Source organism: Thiocapsa marina 5811 (assembly GCF_000223985.1).
In the GTDB taxonomy this organism is placed as follows: Bacteria; Pseudomonadota; Gammaproteobacteria; order Chromatiales; family Chromatiaceae; genus Thiocapsa; species Thiocapsa marina.
Genome location: NZ_AFWV01000025.1, coordinates 1 through 15,466, shown reverse-complemented (window position 1 = coordinate 15,466; position 15,466 = coordinate 1). Strand labels below are relative to the sequence as shown.

At 64.1% G+C, this 15,466-nt stretch carries 18 protein-coding genes; 8 read left to right on the top strand and 10 right to left on the bottom strand.

Going from position 1 to position 15,466, the window contains the following annotated elements:
* Window positions 1-37 precede the first annotated feature (37 nt).
* The 8 genes from THIMADRAFT_RS23140 (at window position 38) to THIMADRAFT_RS23105 (ending at window position 8,838) form a co-directional block, all read left to right on the top strand.
* The gene (locus tag THIMADRAFT_RS23140; protein WP_007195564.1) at window positions 38-1,966 is read left to right on the top strand and encodes a V-type ATP synthase subunit I; all 1,929 of its coding nucleotides are present in this window, start codon (window positions 38-40) and stop codon (window positions 1,964-1,966) included.
* Between the two features lie 25 nt (window positions 1,967-1,991).
* Window positions 1,992-2,402, top strand: a complete 411-nt coding sequence (locus tag THIMADRAFT_RS23135; RefSeq protein WP_007195563.1) for a clan AA aspartic protease — start codon at window positions 1,992-1,994, stop codon at window positions 2,400-2,402.
* Between the two features lie 77 nt (window positions 2,403-2,479).
* Window positions 2,480-2,929: an ATP synthase subunit C gene (locus THIMADRAFT_RS23130; protein ID WP_007195562.1), complete on the top strand. Its 450-nt coding sequence runs from the start codon at window positions 2,480-2,482 to the stop codon at window positions 2,927-2,929.
* A gap of 27 nt (window positions 2,930-2,956) precedes the next feature.
* Entirely contained in the window at window positions 2,957-3,313 is a 357-nt protein-coding gene (locus tag THIMADRAFT_RS23125) for a V-type ATP synthase subunit F (RefSeq protein ID WP_040733965.1), read from the top strand.
* Window positions 3,314-3,483: 170 nt separating this feature from the next.
* Window positions 3,484-4,125, top strand: a complete 642-nt coding sequence (locus THIMADRAFT_RS23120) for a V-type ATP synthase subunit E (protein WP_007195560.1) — start codon at window positions 3,484-3,486, stop codon at window positions 4,123-4,125.
* A gap of 4 nt (window positions 4,126-4,129) precedes the next feature.
* The gene (locus THIMADRAFT_RS23115; protein WP_007195559.1) at window positions 4,130-5,926 is read left to right on the top strand and encodes a V-type ATP synthase subunit A; all 1,797 of its coding nucleotides are present in this window, start codon (window positions 4,130-4,132) and stop codon (window positions 5,924-5,926) included.
* A gap of 188 nt (window positions 5,927-6,114) precedes the next feature.
* Window positions 6,115-7,494: a V-type ATP synthase subunit B gene (locus THIMADRAFT_RS23110; RefSeq protein ID WP_007195558.1), complete on the top strand. Its 1,380-nt coding sequence runs from the start codon at window positions 6,115-6,117 to the stop codon at window positions 7,492-7,494.
* Window positions 7,495-8,301: 807 nt separating this feature from the next.
* On the top strand, window positions 8,302-8,838 hold the full coding sequence (locus THIMADRAFT_RS23105) for an REP-associated tyrosine transposase (protein ID WP_158308416.1): 537 nt from the start codon (window positions 8,302-8,304) through the stop codon (window positions 8,836-8,838).
* A 552-nt stretch (window positions 8,839-9,390) separates the two neighbouring features.
* On the opposite strand, the gene THIMADRAFT_RS23100 is transcribed toward THIMADRAFT_RS23105, so the two are convergent.
* From THIMADRAFT_RS23100 to THIMADRAFT_RS23060, 10 genes are all read right to left on the bottom strand, one after another.
* A complete protein-coding gene (locus THIMADRAFT_RS23100) occupies window positions 9,391-9,777 on the bottom strand; it encodes a hypothetical protein (RefSeq protein ID WP_007195554.1) in 387 nt (128 codons plus the stop codon).
* Window positions 9,770-10,546: a sterol desaturase family protein gene (locus THIMADRAFT_RS23095; RefSeq protein ID WP_007195553.1), complete on the bottom strand. Its 777-nt coding sequence runs from the start codon at window positions 10,544-10,546 to the stop codon at window positions 9,770-9,772. Before THIMADRAFT_RS23095 ends, THIMADRAFT_RS23100 begins: the two co-directional genes overlap by 8 nt.
* On the bottom strand, window positions 10,543-11,238 hold the full coding sequence (locus THIMADRAFT_RS23090; protein ID WP_007195552.1) for a TIGR04283 family arsenosugar biosynthesis glycosyltransferase: 696 nt from the start codon (window positions 11,236-11,238) through the stop codon (window positions 10,543-10,545). The genes THIMADRAFT_RS23095 and THIMADRAFT_RS23090 overlap by 4 nt, the downstream gene beginning before the upstream one ends.
* Before the next feature lie 81 nt (window positions 11,239-11,319).
* Window positions 11,320-11,961 carry a 7-carboxy-7-deazaguanine synthase gene (gene queE / locus THIMADRAFT_RS23085; RefSeq protein WP_007195551.1) on the bottom strand — a complete coding sequence of 214 codons (642 nt, stop codon included), beginning with the start codon at window positions 11,959-11,961 and terminating at the stop codon, window positions 11,320-11,322.
* Window positions 11,958-13,052 carry a 6-carboxytetrahydropterin synthase gene (locus THIMADRAFT_RS28695; RefSeq protein WP_007195550.1) on the bottom strand — a complete coding sequence of 365 codons (1,095 nt, stop codon included), beginning with the start codon at window positions 13,050-13,052 and terminating at the stop codon, window positions 11,958-11,960. Before THIMADRAFT_RS28695 ends, queE begins: the two co-directional genes overlap by 4 nt.
* Window positions 13,049-13,750: a 7-cyano-7-deazaguanine synthase QueC gene (gene queC, locus THIMADRAFT_RS23075; RefSeq protein WP_007195549.1), complete on the bottom strand. Its 702-nt coding sequence runs from the start codon at window positions 13,748-13,750 to the stop codon at window positions 13,049-13,051. Before queC ends, THIMADRAFT_RS28695 begins: the two co-directional genes overlap by 4 nt.
* Before the next feature lie 64 nt (window positions 13,751-13,814).
* A complete protein-coding gene (locus tag THIMADRAFT_RS23070; RefSeq protein ID WP_007190879.1) occupies window positions 13,815-14,189 on the bottom strand; it encodes a PilZ domain-containing protein in 375 nt (124 codons plus the stop codon).
* A gap of 488 nt (window positions 14,190-14,677) precedes the next feature.
* Window positions 14,678-14,842, bottom strand: coding sequence for a light-harvesting antenna LH1, alpha subunit (gene pufA / locus THIMADRAFT_RS26105; protein WP_007190880.1), 165 nt, complete (start codon window positions 14,840-14,842; stop codon window positions 14,678-14,680).
* Window positions 14,843-14,867: 25 nt separating this feature from the next.
* Entirely contained in the window at window positions 14,868-15,005 is a 138-nt protein-coding gene (gene pufB / locus THIMADRAFT_RS23065; protein ID WP_007190881.1) for a light-harvesting antenna LH1, beta subunit, read from the bottom strand.
* Between the two features lie 70 nt (window positions 15,006-15,075).
* The coding region (locus THIMADRAFT_RS23060; RefSeq protein WP_007195548.1) for a hypothetical protein at window positions 15,076-15,466 on the bottom strand (391 nt) is incomplete at its 5' end.

The window sequence follows — 15,466 nt, the reverse complement described above, 5'->3', positions numbered from 1 at the left end:
CACCCCGGCTCACCATCCGACGCAGAGGTGCTGACGCATGTTGCGGTCGACACCGATGAAACATGTCCGGCTCCTGGTCCTCACCGAGGATCTTCCGCAGGCATCGCTCGCCTTGGCGGACATGGAGAGTTTTCACCCGGATACGCGCCCGCCGACCGAGGCCCGGCTCGCCGGTCTGCCGGGTCGCGAGTACCGCGAGGTCTTCGCCCAAGCCAATGCCCGTCTCGAGAAGATCGGCAAGTTGATCCCGGTCCCGGCGACACCCGAGATCGAGCAGGTCCGCGTGGTCGATTTTGCGGAGCTGCAGACCTTGAACGAGTGGCTCGGCAAGGTCTGGACCGAAACCTCGAGCTACGAGGAGGATCTGCGTCGTCTCGACGACGAGGAGCGCTTGGTCAAGGAGCAGCAAGCCGCCCTGGCCAACTTCGCGCATCTCAACATCGACCTCGGGATGCTGCGCAGCAAGACGCGCTTCCTGGATTTCTACATCGGCCTGGTCCCGCGCGAGAACCTACGCCAGCTGGAGGGCGCCATCGGGCTCGCCGGGTACATCCTGCATCTCTATATGCAGCAGGACGAGAACGCCCATGTCGTGATCGTCGGACCGGCCGGGACCAAAGAGAGCCAGCTCTCCGCCGTGCTCGACGCTGCCGGCTTTCAGAACCTGCCCATCCCGCAGGAGCTCGACCGAACCCCGGCGGAGCTGCAGCGCGACCTCGACGCCCAGCGCCAGTCGATCGACGCACAACGCAAGACCCTGCTCGAGACACTCGCGCGCTGGTCCGACCCCTTTGCGGGACCGCTGCTGGAAGCTCGGCGCACCCTCATGTTGGCCGAGCCGCTGGTCTCGCTCGACCCTTCGATCCGCAGCGCCGGCTACCTGGCGTATCTGGCCGGCTGGGTCCCGGCACGCTCAGTGGAACGGCTCGACGCACGCCTGCGCGAGTCGCTCAACCATCCCTTCGAGATGAGCGTGCGCAACCCGGCGGCGGAGGAACGCGCGCTGGTCCCGACGGTGCCGGCCAAGAGCTGGATCCTCTCGCCCTTCGCCATGCTGGTGAAGCAATACGGCGTGCCCGAGTACGGCGAGGTCGATCCCACGCCGCTCTTTGCGGTGACCTTCGTGTTGATGTTCGGGAGCATGTTCGGCGACATCGGCCAAGGCGCCGTGATCGCGCTGGCCGCCTGGCTTCTGCGCAAGAAGCTCGGGCGCTTCTGGCCGTTCGGATTGATGGCCGGGCTGTCCTCGATGGTCTTCGGCGTGCTCTTCGGCAGCATCTTCGGCGAGGAGCATCTGATCCCTGCGCTCTGGATGAGTCCGCTCAGCGACCCGCTCCTGATGCTGCGTATCGCGCTCGGCTGGGGCGTGCTTTTCCTGACGCTGGCTTGTCTGCTGGCGATCTACAACCGGCTGGTCGTGCGCAACTGGTCGGGGGCCGTCTTCGGGCATCACGGCATCATCAATCTGGTCTTCTATCTGGCGCTGATCAGCGGCGCAGTGAACGTCGCCACGGCCGGCGAAGGTGTTCCCGGGGTTCAAGTCGATGCAGCCGGCGCCTTCGGCACCCTCCCGATGGTCTTGGCGATCGGTGCACTCCTCGCCCTCGCCGCGCACAGTTGGCGACACCAGGACGGGGCGGTCGGGGAGAAGATCCTGGTCGTCTTCATCGAGACGCTGGAGACCCTGATCGGCTATGTCTCCAACACCTTGTCGTTTCTGCGTGTCGCCGCCTTCAGCCTGAACCATGTCGCACTCTCGATCGCCATCATCACGCTCGCGGGCATGATGGGCGCCTTCGGCCATGTGGTGACCCTGATCCTCGGCAACATCTTCGTCATCGTCCTGGAGGGCGGTATCGTGATGATCCAGGTGATGCGTCTGCAGTATTACGAGGGTTTCTCGCGGTATTTCTCGGGCAACGGCCATGAGTTTGCGCCCTTGAAGTTCCGGCGCGGGTCGGCCTGAGTCGGTCGTTCATCGGGAGGAAGGCATGGGACTCATCTACGCGGACATCGAGCTCATCAATCCCAGGGAAGCCAACCTGCGACCCCTGAAGGCACGCGCAATGTTCGATTCAGGCGCAATGACAGTCTGTATCCCCGAGCACGTCGCGCTCCAATTGAATCTCGCCGAGCTTGAAAAGCGCGAGGTCACGACGGCCGATGGACGATCGGCCCTCGTACCTTATGTCGGTCCGCTGCAGATTCGCTTCGAGAACCGCAACTGCTTCACGGGAGCCCTCGTTAGGGGTGACGCCGTGCTGATGGGCGCGGTGCCGATGGAAGACATGGACCTGGTCCTCAATCCGCGTCTTCAGCAGGTCACCGTCAACCCGGCGAGCCCAAATATACCGACGGCAGTCGTCAAATCTGCCGAGCTGTCCGGTGAACCAAACCCTTAATCGCACCGACTCCACGCGCAGCGCGAGTCGCCGAAGAACCCTATCGTCACAACCGAAACACAACACTGGAGCATTCAATGTACTGGCTCGTCGCCCTGATGACCTTCGCCATCCTCGGACTCATCCTGCTCGGACTCGTGCTTGAGCTTCGCCCGCAGCTCGCGACCGGGGCCCGGCCCTGGTACAAGCCGGCAATGGGCACCCAGCTGGTCGTCTTCGTCGGTGCTCAGCTCGGGCTGCTGGTGCTCGGCATCAACAACGCCTTCGCCGAAGTGGATGTCGTCGCCATGGAGTCCGTGAACGAGATGTCTCTCGGCATGGGTCTGGCGATCATCGGCGCCGGTATCCCGACCGCCATTTCCACCATCGGCGCCGGCATTGCGGTCGGTCCGATCGGCGCCGCGTCGCTTGCCGCCATCACCGAGAAGCCGGAGAACCTCGGCCGCACCCTCATCTATCTAGGGCTTGCCGAGGGTATCGCCATCTACGGCCTGGTCATCTCGATCCTTCTGATCAACAAGCTGTAATCGGCAAACCGCTCGGGAGCATTCGTGGTGGACACGGAACAGGACTACGGCCGACCGACGCGCATGCTGTTCCTCGGCGAGGATCGGCTTGCGGACGGCTTTCGACTGATCGGCTTCGAGACCCATCCCAACCCCGACCCCGAGCTGGTCGACCGGACCATCCGGGACCTGCTGCGCGGACGCGAGAAGGCCTTCGTGGTCGTCGACGATGCCGTCATGCAGCAGGACATCCCGAGCCTCAAACGCGTGCGTCGCGAGGGGGGACGGATCGTCGTGATCGCAGTGCCTCCGCTCGGCGAGCACCCGCAGCTGGGAAGCGATGTGGCGCGACGCCTGGCGGCCCTGTTCGGCAACGCCGTGGTGAACGCCAAGGCGGAGCCGTGAGCCGCCGGGTCTCGCAGATCGGCGGGTGCGCCCGTGAAGACCTTGGTTGTCATCAAACAGTATTCATTCACTTAAATCGCGTCTGAACCGTCGCCCCTGGTGCCCACACGGCAGCGGCAAGCGACAGAACGCTGTTTTGCGCTCCGGACGCGATTTAACGAGGGTCGATCGTGAATCAAGTACAAGAGCTTGAGCAGGCCATCCTGGCCCGCGCGGAACGGCTGGCCGGGGAGTATCGCGACCGCGCCAACCGCAGCCGCGACAACATCCTGCGCGAGGCCGCCGAACGGCTGCGCATGCGCGAGAGTCGCGAAGAGAGTATCGCCAAGACGCTCGCGGACCGAACCTTCCGCCAACACGTGCAGGCCAGCGAGCTGAAGATGCAGACGCACCTGGACCGCATGCGCTGGAACCTGGTGCAGGATGTCGAGCGTGCCCTCGCCGGACGAATGAAGACGTTCAGCGAAGACCTTCAGCACTACGATCCCTGGCTGGACGGCCTGATCGTGCGCGCGGCCGACCTGATCGAGGAACATGCACTGATCATCTCCGCGAACGCGCGCGACCAGAAACGCCTGGCCGAACGCTGGGACACTCTCCTCGAGACCCTGCCGAGCCACAAGAGCGCGACCCTCTCCAAAGAGCCGATCGAAACCCTCGGCGGCGTGCTCGTCACCAGCCGCGACCAGCGCATCCGCGTCGACAATACCTACGAGGGCCGACTCGAGCGTCTGCGTCCCGCCGTCCAACAGGTCATCCTCGAACGGCTGTTGCCGAGCGGGTTCGACACCGGCAACCTCTTCAGCGGATGAGACCATGAGCGACACCAAGAGAACGGGGATCATCCGAGACATCAACGGCCCCATCGTCACCGTCGAGCTGCCCGGCGTTCGCAGCGGCGAGCAGGTGAAGATCGGCGAGCTGGGTCTCTTCGGCGAGGTCATCTCGCTGCGGGGTCAGCTGGCGGTCGTGCAGACCTACGAATCCACCGACGGGGTGCGCCCCGGCGAGCCGGCACAGGGCCTTGGCTGGCCGCTCTCGGTGGAGCTCGGTCCGGGCCTCATGGGCGGCATCTTCGACGGCGTGCAGCGCCCGCTCGAGAAGATCGCTCTGGAATCGGGCGACTACATCCGGCGCGGCATCTCGGTGCCCGCGCTGGATCGGGCACGCGAGTGGGAGTTCGAGCCCAACCGCGAGCTGAGCCCGGGCACCAAGGTCGGACCGGGCGTTGTCCTGGGCACTGTCCAGGAGACCACGACCGTCCTGCACCGGATCATGGTTCCGCCCGGGGTGGAGGGCGAGCTGCTCGAGGTGGCGCCGGCGGGCGAGTACGACATCGAGTCGACCATCGCGCGGGTGCGCGATCCACGCGGGATCAGCCACCGCCTGAGCATGTATCAGCGTTGGCCGGTGCGCAAGCCACGGCCTTACCTGCGTCGCGACGACGGCATCTCGCCCCTGATCACGGGCCAACGGGTCATCGACACCTTCTTCCCGCAGCTCAAGGGCGGCAAGGGCGCGGTGCCCGGACCCTTCGGGGCCGGCAAAACGGTCGTCCAGCAGCAGATCGCGCGTTGGTCCAACGCCGACATCGTCATCTATGTCGGCTGCGGGGAGCGCGGCAACGAGCTGGTCGACGTGCTCGAGAGCTTCCCCGAGCTGGACGACCCCTATACCGGCCGCAAACTGATGGAGCGCACCCTGCTGGTCGCCAACACCTCCAACATGCCGGTGGTGGCCCGCGAGGCGTCGGTCTATGTCGGCATCACCATGGCCGAGTATTACCGCGACATGGGCTACGACGTGGTCATGCTGGCCGACTCCACCAGCCGTTGGGCCGAGGCCCTGCGCGAGGTCTCCGGGCGGCTTGGCCAGATGCCGGTCGAGGAAGGTTATCCGGCCTATCTGGCCTCGCGTCTGGCCGCGGTCTACGAGCGCGCCGGTCGCGTGGAGACTTACGGCGCCGGCTCCGGCTCGGTCACCCTGATCGGCGCGGTCTCCCCTCCCGGCGGCGACTTCTCCGAACCGGTGACCAGCCACACCAAGGACATCATCGAGACCTTCTGGGCACTGTCCAAGGAGCTGGCCGACGCACGTCACTATCCCTCGATCGACTGGGTCACGAGCTTCTCCAAGCACGTGCAGACCGCCGCGCAGTGGTGGCACAAGGAGATCGATCCGGACTGGGAGAAGCGTCGCACCTCCGCACTCGCCTTGCTGGCCCGGGATGCCGAGCTCTCGCGTATCGTCAACCTGGTCGGACCCGAGGCGCTCTCGGATGCGCAGCGCTGGGAGCTGGAAGGCGCATCCTTGATCAAGGAAGGCGTGCTTCAACAAAGCGCGCTCGACGAGATCGACACCTTCTGCTCGCCGCAGAAGCAATTCGCCCTGCTCGATCTGGCCATCACCATCTACAAGCGCGGCGCCGCCCTGATCAAGCTCGGTGTCCCGGTCTCGGAGCTGCAACATCTACCGCTGATGGCCAAGATGCGACGCCTCAAGTCGATGTACTCCAGCGAGCAGCTCGACCAGGTCCTCGCCTTCCGAGCCGAGGTCGATCATGCGATGGAGTCGGTGCGGATCGAATACGCCAAACACGGCGAGCAGGTCTGAACCGCGTCCGGAGCGACATGCGGTGTTTCGGGGCGAGCCGATCCTTGCCCTAAACAACGACGACGGCAAGACGCGGTTCAGAAAGGTCAATTCTTAAAAATCTTGAACCGCGTCTGCGCCAGCAGGCGTGGGCTGAGACGACATCGGATCAACATGAAAACAACGCATAGCATGCCGGACGCGGTTCAATGAGCATCAAAGAATATCGCACCGCAATCGAGGCCCGCGGCGGCCTGCTGGTCGTCAAAGACACCGCCGGAATCGCCTTCGGCGATCGCGTGCAGATCAAGGACCACGCGGGCAACACCCGTAACGGCCAGGTCATCCGCAGTGCCGACAACGAGGTCCTGATCCTGGTCTTCGAAGGCACCGACGATCTGGATCTGGAGAACACCTGGGTGCGCTTCCTCGACGAGCCGGTCGAGATCGCACTCTCGCCCGAGATCCTCGGGCGCGAGTTCAACGGGCTCGGCGAGCCACGCGACGGCCGCCCGCCGGTGCTCTCCAACATCCGTCGCCCGGTCGGCGGATCGGCCATCAACCCGGCCGCGCGCACCTATCCGCGCGAGTTCATCCAGACCGGCATCTCCACCATCGACGGGCTGAACAGCCTGGTGCGCGGCCAGAAGCTGCCGATCTTCTCGGGCTCGGGTCTGCCGCACAACCGGCTCGCCGCTCAGATCGGACGCCAGGCCAAGCTGGTCGATCAGGAGTCGAGCTTCTCGGTCGTCTTCGCGGCGATGGGTGTGTCCTACGCGGATGCCAAGTTCTTCCGCGACGAGTTCGCCAGCTCCGGCGTGCTGCGCAACGTGGTGATGTTCATCAACCTCGCCGACGACCCGCCGGTCGAGCGTCTCACCCTGCCCCGCACCGCCCTGACCGCAGCCGAATATCTGGCCTACGATCTGGATCGCCACGTCCTGGTCATCCTGACCGACATGACCAACTATGCCGAGGCGCTGCGCGAGGTCGCGACCGCCAAGGGCGACGTCCCTGCGCGCAAAGGCTATCCCGGCTATCTCTATTCGGACCTCGCCGAGATCTACGAGCGCTGCGGACGCATCCACCAGCGTCACGGATCCATCACCATGATGCCCGTGGTCTCCATGCCCTCGGACGACATCACGCACCCGATCCCGGACCTCACCGGCTACATCACCGAAGGCCAGATCGTGCTCTCGCGCGAGCTACACAACCAGGGCATCTATCCGCCCGTGCACATCTCGCCGAGCCTCTCCCGTCTGATGAAGGACGGCATCGGCAAGGACGACACCCGCGAGGACCATCCCCGCGTCGCCGGCCAGATCTACGCCCTCTACGCCCGCGCCCAGGAAACCCGCAACCTCGCATCCATCATCGGTGCGGACGAGCTCTCCGAGCGCGACCGCCGCTATCTCACCTTCGCCGACGCCTTCGACGAACGCTTCGTCGGCCAAGGCGAGTCCGAAGACCGCTCCATCGAGGCCACCCTCAACCTCGCCTGGGAGCTGATGAGCATGTTCCCGCGCGACATGCTCACCCGCGTGAAAGAGACGGATTTGGCGAAGTATTATCAGGGAACAGATTAAGGCGAGGTCGGGCGAATCCGCGTATTGGAGGCAAGCGCTTGGCCGTTGCCCCAAGACGATCGTCATTCGCTCGTTCTCCTGACAACCTGCGAGTCGGCACCGCTTTCCCATCGCGCGGCTTGCCGCTTCTTGGAGCGTGCATCGAGATCACGGCTCAAGTTCACTCCGGCGTTTCTCGCCGACCTCCGAGAGCATGTCTCCTTCATCTCGCAGAATCGAATCGACTGGGCTCACCCCGAAGCGAGTGGAGGCGGCTCAACCGGAGGCCCCTACTCCGGCGACATCGTTTCGCTGGACGGAGTCACGTCGGCCTGAGCATCATTGCTGTTCACGCAGGTGAATCGCGAGAGCGACCCCGGGATAGACGACTTGAAGTCGACCGCTTCCGACAGCGCGGTGTCACCTCCGGATTCGACTCGGCGCAACCTCGGGCGGTCGTATCGAGGGCCGCTCGACGATCGTTGACGGGTTGCGTGCGAATAGGCCGTGAAGATGTCGACTGCAAGTCGACTATCCCGGGAGGTGGCTTCGGCATGAGCGGTGAAGATGTCGACGTCAGGTCGACTACCCCAGGGGTGGACTCGATTCCGCAGCGGCCGGACTCAGGGAGATCGTGACGTGGATGCGAGTGGACCATCTCGATCCGTCTTTTCGGGCCAGCCATCGACACCGACGGATGAACGTTGGCGTTCCAGGACCTTTCTGCCGCATTTCGATGTTCCGGGGCTGGTGCAGCACATCACGTTTCATCTGGCCGACTCGCTGCCGAGAGAGGCGATTCAACGGATGCAAACGGAGGTCGATCTGATGCCGGAGGCGGATCGAGAGGTCGCTCGCCGCCGACGGATCCAGGAGTTTTTGGACCAGGGAATCGGCAGTTGTGTGCTGCGCCATCAGGCGTGTGCCGAGATCGTACAAGAGTCGTTGTTGTTCGGTGACGGGGAGCGTTATCGGTTGTTTGCCTGGGTGGTGATGCCGAATCACGTTCATGTGTTGATCGAGCAGGTCGCTGGCTGGCCATTGTGGAAGGTGGTGAAGGCTTGGAAACGACATACCTCACGGCAGATTCATCTGCTCGGGTTTGGTTTAGGAGCATCGCTTCACACCGGCGAAGAGGTCGACTGCAAGTCGACTATCCCGGGCGGGTCGGCGCTTTGGCAGAGGGATTATTGGGATCGGTATATTCGGAACGACCGGCATTTCGTGACCGTCAAGCGGTATGTCGAGGCAAATCCCGTGACCGCTGGTTTGATCGGCTCGCCCGAAGAATGGCCCTGGGGAAGTGCGTGTTTTAATCGACTCTCTCGGGAGCCGCCCTCATCGCCAAATGGGCCAAAACCTTGAGTCAGAACCGGCAAGCCGATTCGCCAGCCCGGACGCCATCTGGTGCCTGCGGGAGATCCAGCGGCTCGAGGACTTGACTCAAGAGGCGCTCCTCTAGGATGTCGCCTTGCGCAATCTGCAAACCCGTTCCGAGCGGGAACGAAGCGGGCGACGGGGATTTTCCGGAGTGGCTCACCGACCTGACCTTTCCGACGATGGCGACTTTGTATGCCGTGCCTCCGCAGACCGGCGCTGTGGATCACTGATGGCATGATCGGCCGAGGCGGGCCATGCCGCAGGACCGGACCCGCTGGGCTACGTTTCGTCGACATCAACGTGGTCGGTCAAGCCATTGAGGCGCACGAGCGCCACCCCGGGATCGTCGACTTGCAGTCGACATCTTCAGCGCTGATGAACTCGACACGCTTGGCTCATCCTTCAATGCCGCGCGACGACACGAGCGAAGTTCGCAGCAGATCGAATGCGACGGCAATCCCCAACGGGCGAAGAGGTCGACTGCAAGTCGACGATCCCGGTCCGGGGAGCGCGGATTCGACCGTCTATGCGCAGCGGCTATCCGGAGACCGGCTCTTCCAGGCAACGGCTCCGGATCCGAGCCTTCAGATCAGCGACGCTCTCGCAGCGGTTCAGGGTCATTGCATCGACGCAGATCTCGGGTCCTCGGTCGGTCATGCGAAACACCGCGGGAAGCGCGACGTTCAGGCCGGGTTCGCGTCGGTGAAACTCGTCGCGGTGAAGGAACTCGCACTCCGCGTCGATGGATGAGACGAATTCTCGCCATTCGGCCTTTTCGGTCAGAAGACCGTAGGTGATGGCACACAGCCGGCAGGCGTAGGTCTCGGGCGAGAAGAGTTTGTGCCCGATGTCGGCCAGGGTATTGAAGAGACCGCTGTCGGCGTTGTAGACGAACAGCAGCCGCACGGGGCCTGTGTCAGGCATGCGGCTTCTCGCGCAAGGGCAGCATCAGGAGCTGCAGCGGTGTCTGCCACCGGGGACCGTCGAAATAGCCGATCCCGAAGCGGATCCGGTCAAGGTCGTCGCGCAGTCGGAAGCTCCCGAGGAGGCGGTCCCAGAAAGAGAAGATGGTCCCGTAGTTGGAGTTGGTCTCGACCGGGATCTCGGAGTGATGGACCCTGTGCATGGAGGGCGGCACCACCAGGATGCGCAGGCGCCGATCCCAAGTCTCGGGCAGGCGGATATTGCCGTGATGCAGGACAATCACCACGATCATCAGTGATTTGTAGAGGATCAAGGTCCCGAGACCGAGTCCGAGCGCGAGGATGACGACCGCGTTCAGCAGGGTCGAGATGACGATCTCGCCCGGATGAAACCGAAGAGCGGTTGTGGAATCCATCCGCGGGTCGGTGTGATGGACACGGTGGAGCCGCCATAGCAGCGGGATCTCGTGGTTGGCGCGGTGCCAGATATACATCCAAAGATCGAACAGCAAGAGGCCCGCAATCACCGCGGTTGGAGCCGGCACCTCGATCGCGTTCAGGAGGCCCCATCCGCGCGTCTGCGCCAACTCGATCGACGTCAGGATCAGGGGCGCCATCAAGGCACCGACCAGGCCGGTCATGAGGGCGAGGCCGATATTGCGAGCCGCGTGGGACCAGCGTCCGGCAGCTTGATCGTAGAAGGGGAATACGCCTTCCAACGCAAACAGCGTCCCCAGAACCACGAGCCCCACCCACTGGTCGATGCTCATCGTCGACCCTGCTCGTAGAGTTCGGCGAGCCGCGTCGGGGTTGCGCCGAGTAGATATCGTAGGATGAGCCCCGCGTTAGTAAGCTGCTGGCGGACCACGCCGTTGCGACGAAAGCGCACTGCGGAGGTCGTCATCACACCCGGAAGTTTCAGAACACGCCCGCGGCGGCGCCCGCGGCGCAGCAGCTCGACGTCCTCGAACAAGGGCCAGTCCGGAAATCCACCGAGTTGATCGAAGACGCGTCGCCGGATGAGGATCCCCTGATCTCCGAAGCTGGTGAGGAGCGAGTCGAACCGGGAGAACCAGCCATAGACGCCGAGCAGCCAATGCGCGTCGTCGAAGCGCAGACGAAAGCAGGCCAGCTCTGCATCGTCCGCGGCGAAGGCGGACAGCGTCAGCGCAGCAGCCTCGGGGGGCAGGATACTGTCGTCATGCAGGAAGAGCAGAAGCTCGCCCGAGGCCGCGCGGGCACCGGCGTTGCATTGCGGGCCGCGTCCCGGTGTTGCGACAAGGACCTGTGTTGCTCCTTCGGGCAGCTCTCGCAGCTCGGCAGATCGAAGAGGATGCGCCTCCGAGCGTGCAACGACGACGATGATCTCGGCGGCCGGAAAAGAGCGTCGACAGGCATCGAGACAGGGCTTGAGATGAGCCTCGATGCGCCTGGTCGGGATGATGATCGAGAGGCTTTGCATGATCTGGACTGCGCCGGGACACCTGTAGCATTCATTGCTCGGAAATGGACCACACGACGCCGAAATCAACCCGTGCGATCGTCAAGGAAAACCGAGCAGCTTGTGGGTCTGGACACTCAGACGCCAGCGCGGCCTGGCTCGGCAGTAAGCAATCGCTTGGCGGGTATGCTCTTGAAGGTGCGGGCCATCCATGGGCTGAAGGAAGAAGTGGTCGAACGCGAGGTGCTCGAGATCGTCCGGCGAGAGTCCGGACTGGGGGAAAACGAGCTTGAGCTCCCGTCCGCTCTGCTGAACAAGATCGGCCCCGGCCTTGGGGCTGACGCAGACCCAGTCGACGCCTTCCGGGACAGCAATGGTGCCGTTGGTTTCGACGGCGATCTCGAAACCCGCCGCATGCAGCGCGTCGATCAAGCCACTATCGAGCTGGAGCAGCGGCTCGCCTCCGGTCAGCACCACGAAGGGCCGACCGCCCGGACCGGCGTGCTCGGACCAGATCGCTGCGATCCGCTCGGCGAGGGTCTCGGGATCTCCGAACAGTCCCCCGCCTGCGCCGTCGGTCCCGCGAAAATCGGTATCGCAGAACCGACAGACCGCCGTCGCGCGATCCTGCTCGCGTCCGGACCAGAGGTTGCACCCGGCGAATCTGCAGAACACCGCCGCGCGTCCCGCTTGCGCGCCCTCCCCCTGCAGCGTGTAGAAGATCTCCTTGACGCTGTAGCTCATAGCGGAAGCGCGGGCCCCAACGCGCCCCAGCAGAGCACGGCGCCGCAGCCCGGGGTTTCGTGAAGGTCGATCCGATCCAATCGAGGGAGCGCGGCGGCAACCTCCTCGCGAATCCACAGGAGCAGGTTGGACGGATCGGCTTGGCGCAGGCGCGGCAATGCATCGAGCCGATGATGATCGAGTCGGTCGTAGACCGGCTTGAATTGCCGCTTCACGTCGCCGTAGTCGATCGTCCAGCCGAGCACCTCGTCCAGCGGGGCGGTCAAGTGCAGGCGCATCAGATAGCTGTGGCCGTGCAGGCGGCGACGCCGATCGCCCTCGGGTGCTTGCACAAGCTGCAGGGCGCTCTCGAAACGCTGCTCTTTCCAGATCCGATAATGCACACCGTCGTAGTGACACCCGGCGGTAGCCGTCTCGTAGACCGTCACGACGGACAACTGGGGAAAGACCGGCCGGAGTCGGTCCCAGATCCAACGCGCCAGCATCTCGCTGGTCGGGTTCTCCAGACCGGGGATCTCGTTCAGACAGGCATGATCGAGCTCGGCGTACAAAGGCCCCCAGATGGCCTCGAGCCGATCGAAGTCGATGCCCATGTCGCTTCCGGCGAGATCCTGATTGGCGTGCAGGATGACCTCGAATCCGTGACCGTGCATGCGCCCGCACTGGTGACCCTCGGGGACATTCGGCAAGCGGTGGGCGGCCTCGAAACGAAAGCGGCGCCAGACATGCGCCTGCTCGAGGCCGTCCAGATCGACACCCTGATCGCGGGTGCTCTGGACACCGACCGAAACGACCCCCGGAATGCCGAGATGCGCTCGCACCCAGCGGGCGAGATTCTCGTCGGTCGGAATCGGCAGGTGCTCGTTGAGGTCGCTGTAGTCGAGCGGCGCGATCGCGTCCGCCAGCACCCGAGCGAGGGCGTCCGTCTCTCCACCTGGAAAGGGTGCCCAGTCGGTCGGAAGCTGCGCGCGAACCTTGGCGAGGAAGCCGTGCCCGTGCAGACGGCGCGAGCGGTGTCCGGCAGGCAGAATGGAGACGCGCCGCGCGGCCTCGAACGGGACGGCGGCGACATGAAACAGCTGTTCACTCATGGGGCGAGGTGACCGAAACGAAGGCTGAGCGGATCCGGGAAACCTGCATCCGCGAAGCCTTTGGCGCGAAGCACGCAGGAGTCACAGAGACCACAGGGACGGCCATCGGTTCCGGGGTCGTAACAACTACTGGTCAGTCCGTAATCGACACCGAGCGAAAGACCTCGAGCAATGATCTCGGCCTTGGTCATCTGCATCAAAGGCGCATGGATCTCGAGCCTTTGACGCCCTTCGACACCGGCCGCGGTCGCTAGATTGGCCATGCGCTCGAACGCCTCGATGAAGGCCGGTCGACAGTCGGGATAACCGGAGTAATCCTGGACGTTCACGCCGATGAAGATGTCTTCGGACCCAAGGGTCTCGGCCCAGGCAAGCGCGAAGGACAGAAAGACGGTGTTGCGTGCCGGGACATAGGTGACCGGAATGCCCTCGCCGATCGTCCCGGCCCGACGCCCCTTCGGCACCGCGATGTCGGCCGTGAGCGCCGACCCGCCGAAACGCCGTAAATCGATCTCGACGATCGCATGCTCCACGACGCCCAGTGCCTCGGCGACACGGGCGGCGGATTCGAGCTCGATACCGTGGCGTTGGCCGTACCGAAACGACAATGCATGGACCGCGAATCCTTCGGATGTCGCAATGGCCGCTGCGGTTGCGGAGTCCAACCCTCCACTCAAAAGAACGACTGCCGGTTTCATGGTCTCGGAAGATAAAGCATAGCGACAGGGCGTATCGAGCCGGATCTAAGCCGGCGCTCGACGCTCAGTTGCGTTCGTCCGCCGGTCGGAGGAGCGAGCGGATTCGCGCCAGTGCCGTTTCGCCGACATCGGAGAACTCGATCCCGAGTAACCAGCGTTCCTCGGACGTACTCGGAGAGACCCACGCCACGGAGCCCACGGCTTGAATACCTTCCGGGATCTCCGGCGCCTCCATCTCGACCAACAGTCGCGAACGTACCGCAAACATGCGATCGGCCCACACTTGCAGACCGCCCTCGCTGATGTTGCGCCCGAGCACCGGGTGCATGCCCGCAGCACCGCCGAGCGCATCCGAGCCGAGTTGCATGAGGCGAGCGTGGCAGTCCCAGGACACCCGCTCGTAGCTCCGTCGATCCGCTTCCGCTTCGCTGGCCGCCATAAACACCTCATACCGTCTGATTGATTGAACCCAGAGCCGTCGGTCGACCGCTTCGCGTCGTATGCAAGCCTTTGACGCGGCGAACGATCTTCGATATCCGACGCCCCGCGAGGTGATGGCCGCTACGGCCCCTGGCCCACGCCCCGCGCTGCGCCCTGCCGAGTGGCACGAATCGCTTAAACACAGCGCCGCGCTAAGGATAGCGCTCGTTCGAGAGGCTGTCGACCGACCTTTCGGAGGATCGCGAGGCGCAGCGATGGGATCGGCGATCCCGCTGGCGGACGGATCAGATCGGAACGGGGAAGGTTCGTCGAAACGGCAAGACGGATGACGGAGATGCCGTGAAACTGCGGTGTCGGTCGGTACCGGCGGTACGGCCATGCTCGACGGCGTGGGACCGTCGAGCATGGCGCGATTGGCGAACGCGATGGTCTGATTACCCGCGAATTCGATCCACGCGTGGAAGAATCCGCATCAGCCCGGTCCGATCAGGCCCAACCGAAGCCCATCTGGAACACGACGGCATGGAGCACCAAAGCAATGATCAACAGAAGAAAGAAGATCGGCATCAGCCATGTCGCGGGATTGAGGACCAGCCACACCTTCCAATCGTCTTCCGGGTTCTTCGGCTTTGCAATCTGGACGTCACTCATAATCTTGATCTCGTCGAAGTCGGATTTAGAACCAGGGATTGGCAGCGATCACGAAGAGGTGAACCAATGCAGCGATCCCGACGTATGCGGTGTAGGTCACCTTGAACTGCTCATGAAGTTCTTTTGCTTGTTGGTCGGTGAGACCGGACAGAGACTGCGCCATGATTGAGCTCCTTTGCTGGATTTTTCATCGAGCAACGTAGGCCAAGCCGAGGCCGGACAGGCGTCGAGGCTTAGGCCGCCTCGGGCACCACGATCACTTCGACCGGCACCGGCACGACCGCGGGTGCAGCTTCTTCGGCCGGAGCTTCTTCCGCAGCAGGCGCAGCTTCGACGGGAGCGGCCTCGGCGGCCGGCGCGGCTTCGACCGGAGCGGCCTCGGCAGCAGGCGCGGCTTCGACCGGAGCGGCCTCGGCAGCAGGCGCGGCTTCGACCGGAGCGGCCTCGGCAGCAGGCGCGGCTTCGACCGGAGCGGCCTCGGCAGCAGGCGCGGCTTCGACCGGAGCGGCCTCGGCAGCAGGCGCGGCTTCGACCGGAGCGGCCTCGGCGGCGGGCGCGGCTTCGGCAGGCGCTTCCTCGGCGACCGGCACGACTTCCTCGACGATCACGATGACTTCTTCGACG

Bases quoted from the DNA above. Each gene is read 5' to 3' on its own strand.
- THIMADRAFT_RS23140 (WP_007195564.1), top strand. From the start codon at position 38: ATGTTGCGGTCGACACCGATGAAACATGTCCGGCTCCTGGTCCTCACC.
- THIMADRAFT_RS23135 (WP_007195563.1), top strand. From the start codon at position 1,992: ATGGGACTCATCTACGCGGACATCGAGCTCATCAATCCCAGGGAAGCC.
- THIMADRAFT_RS23130 (WP_007195562.1), top strand. From the start codon at position 2,480: ATGTACTGGCTCGTCGCCCTGATGACCTTCGCCATCCTCGGACTCATC.
- THIMADRAFT_RS23115 (WP_007195559.1), top strand. From the start codon at position 4,130: ATGAGCGACACCAAGAGAACGGGGATCATCCGAGACATCAACGGCCCC.
- THIMADRAFT_RS23110 (WP_007195558.1), top strand. From the start codon at position 6,115: ATGAGCATCAAAGAATATCGCACCGCAATCGAGGCCCGCGGCGGCCTG.
- THIMADRAFT_RS23105 (WP_158308416.1), top strand. From the start codon at position 8,302: ATGCCGGAGGCGGATCGAGAGGTCGCTCGCCGCCGACGGATCCAGGAG.
- THIMADRAFT_RS23100 (WP_007195554.1), bottom strand. From the start codon at position 9,777: ATGCCTGACACAGGCCCCGTGCGGCTGCTGTTCGTCTACAACGCCGAC.
- THIMADRAFT_RS23095 (WP_007195553.1), bottom strand. From the start codon at position 10,546: ATGAGCATCGACCAGTGGGTGGGGCTCGTGGTTCTGGGGACGCTGTTT.
- THIMADRAFT_RS23090 (WP_007195552.1), bottom strand. From the start codon at position 11,238: ATGCAAAGCCTCTCGATCATCATCCCGACCAGGCGCATCGAGGCTCAT.
- queE (WP_007195551.1), bottom strand. From the start codon at position 11,961: ATGAGCTACAGCGTCAAGGAGATCTTCTACACGCTGCAGGGGGAGGGC.
- THIMADRAFT_RS28695 (WP_007195550.1), bottom strand. From the start codon at position 13,052: ATGAGTGAACAGCTGTTTCATGTCGCCGCCGTCCCGTTCGAGGCCGCG.
- queC (WP_007195549.1), bottom strand. From the start codon at position 13,750: ATGAAACCGGCAGTCGTTCTTTTGAGTGGAGGGTTGGACTCCGCAACC.
- THIMADRAFT_RS23070 (WP_007190879.1), bottom strand. From the start codon at position 14,189: ATGGCGGCCAGCGAAGCGGAAGCGGATCGACGGAGCTACGAGCGGGTG.
- pufA (WP_007190880.1), bottom strand. From the start codon at position 14,842: ATGAGTGACGTCCAGATTGCAAAGCCGAAGAACCCGGAAGACGATTGG.
- pufB (WP_007190881.1), bottom strand. From the start codon at position 15,005: ATGGCGCAGTCTCTGTCCGGTCTCACCGACCAACAAGCAAAAGAACTT.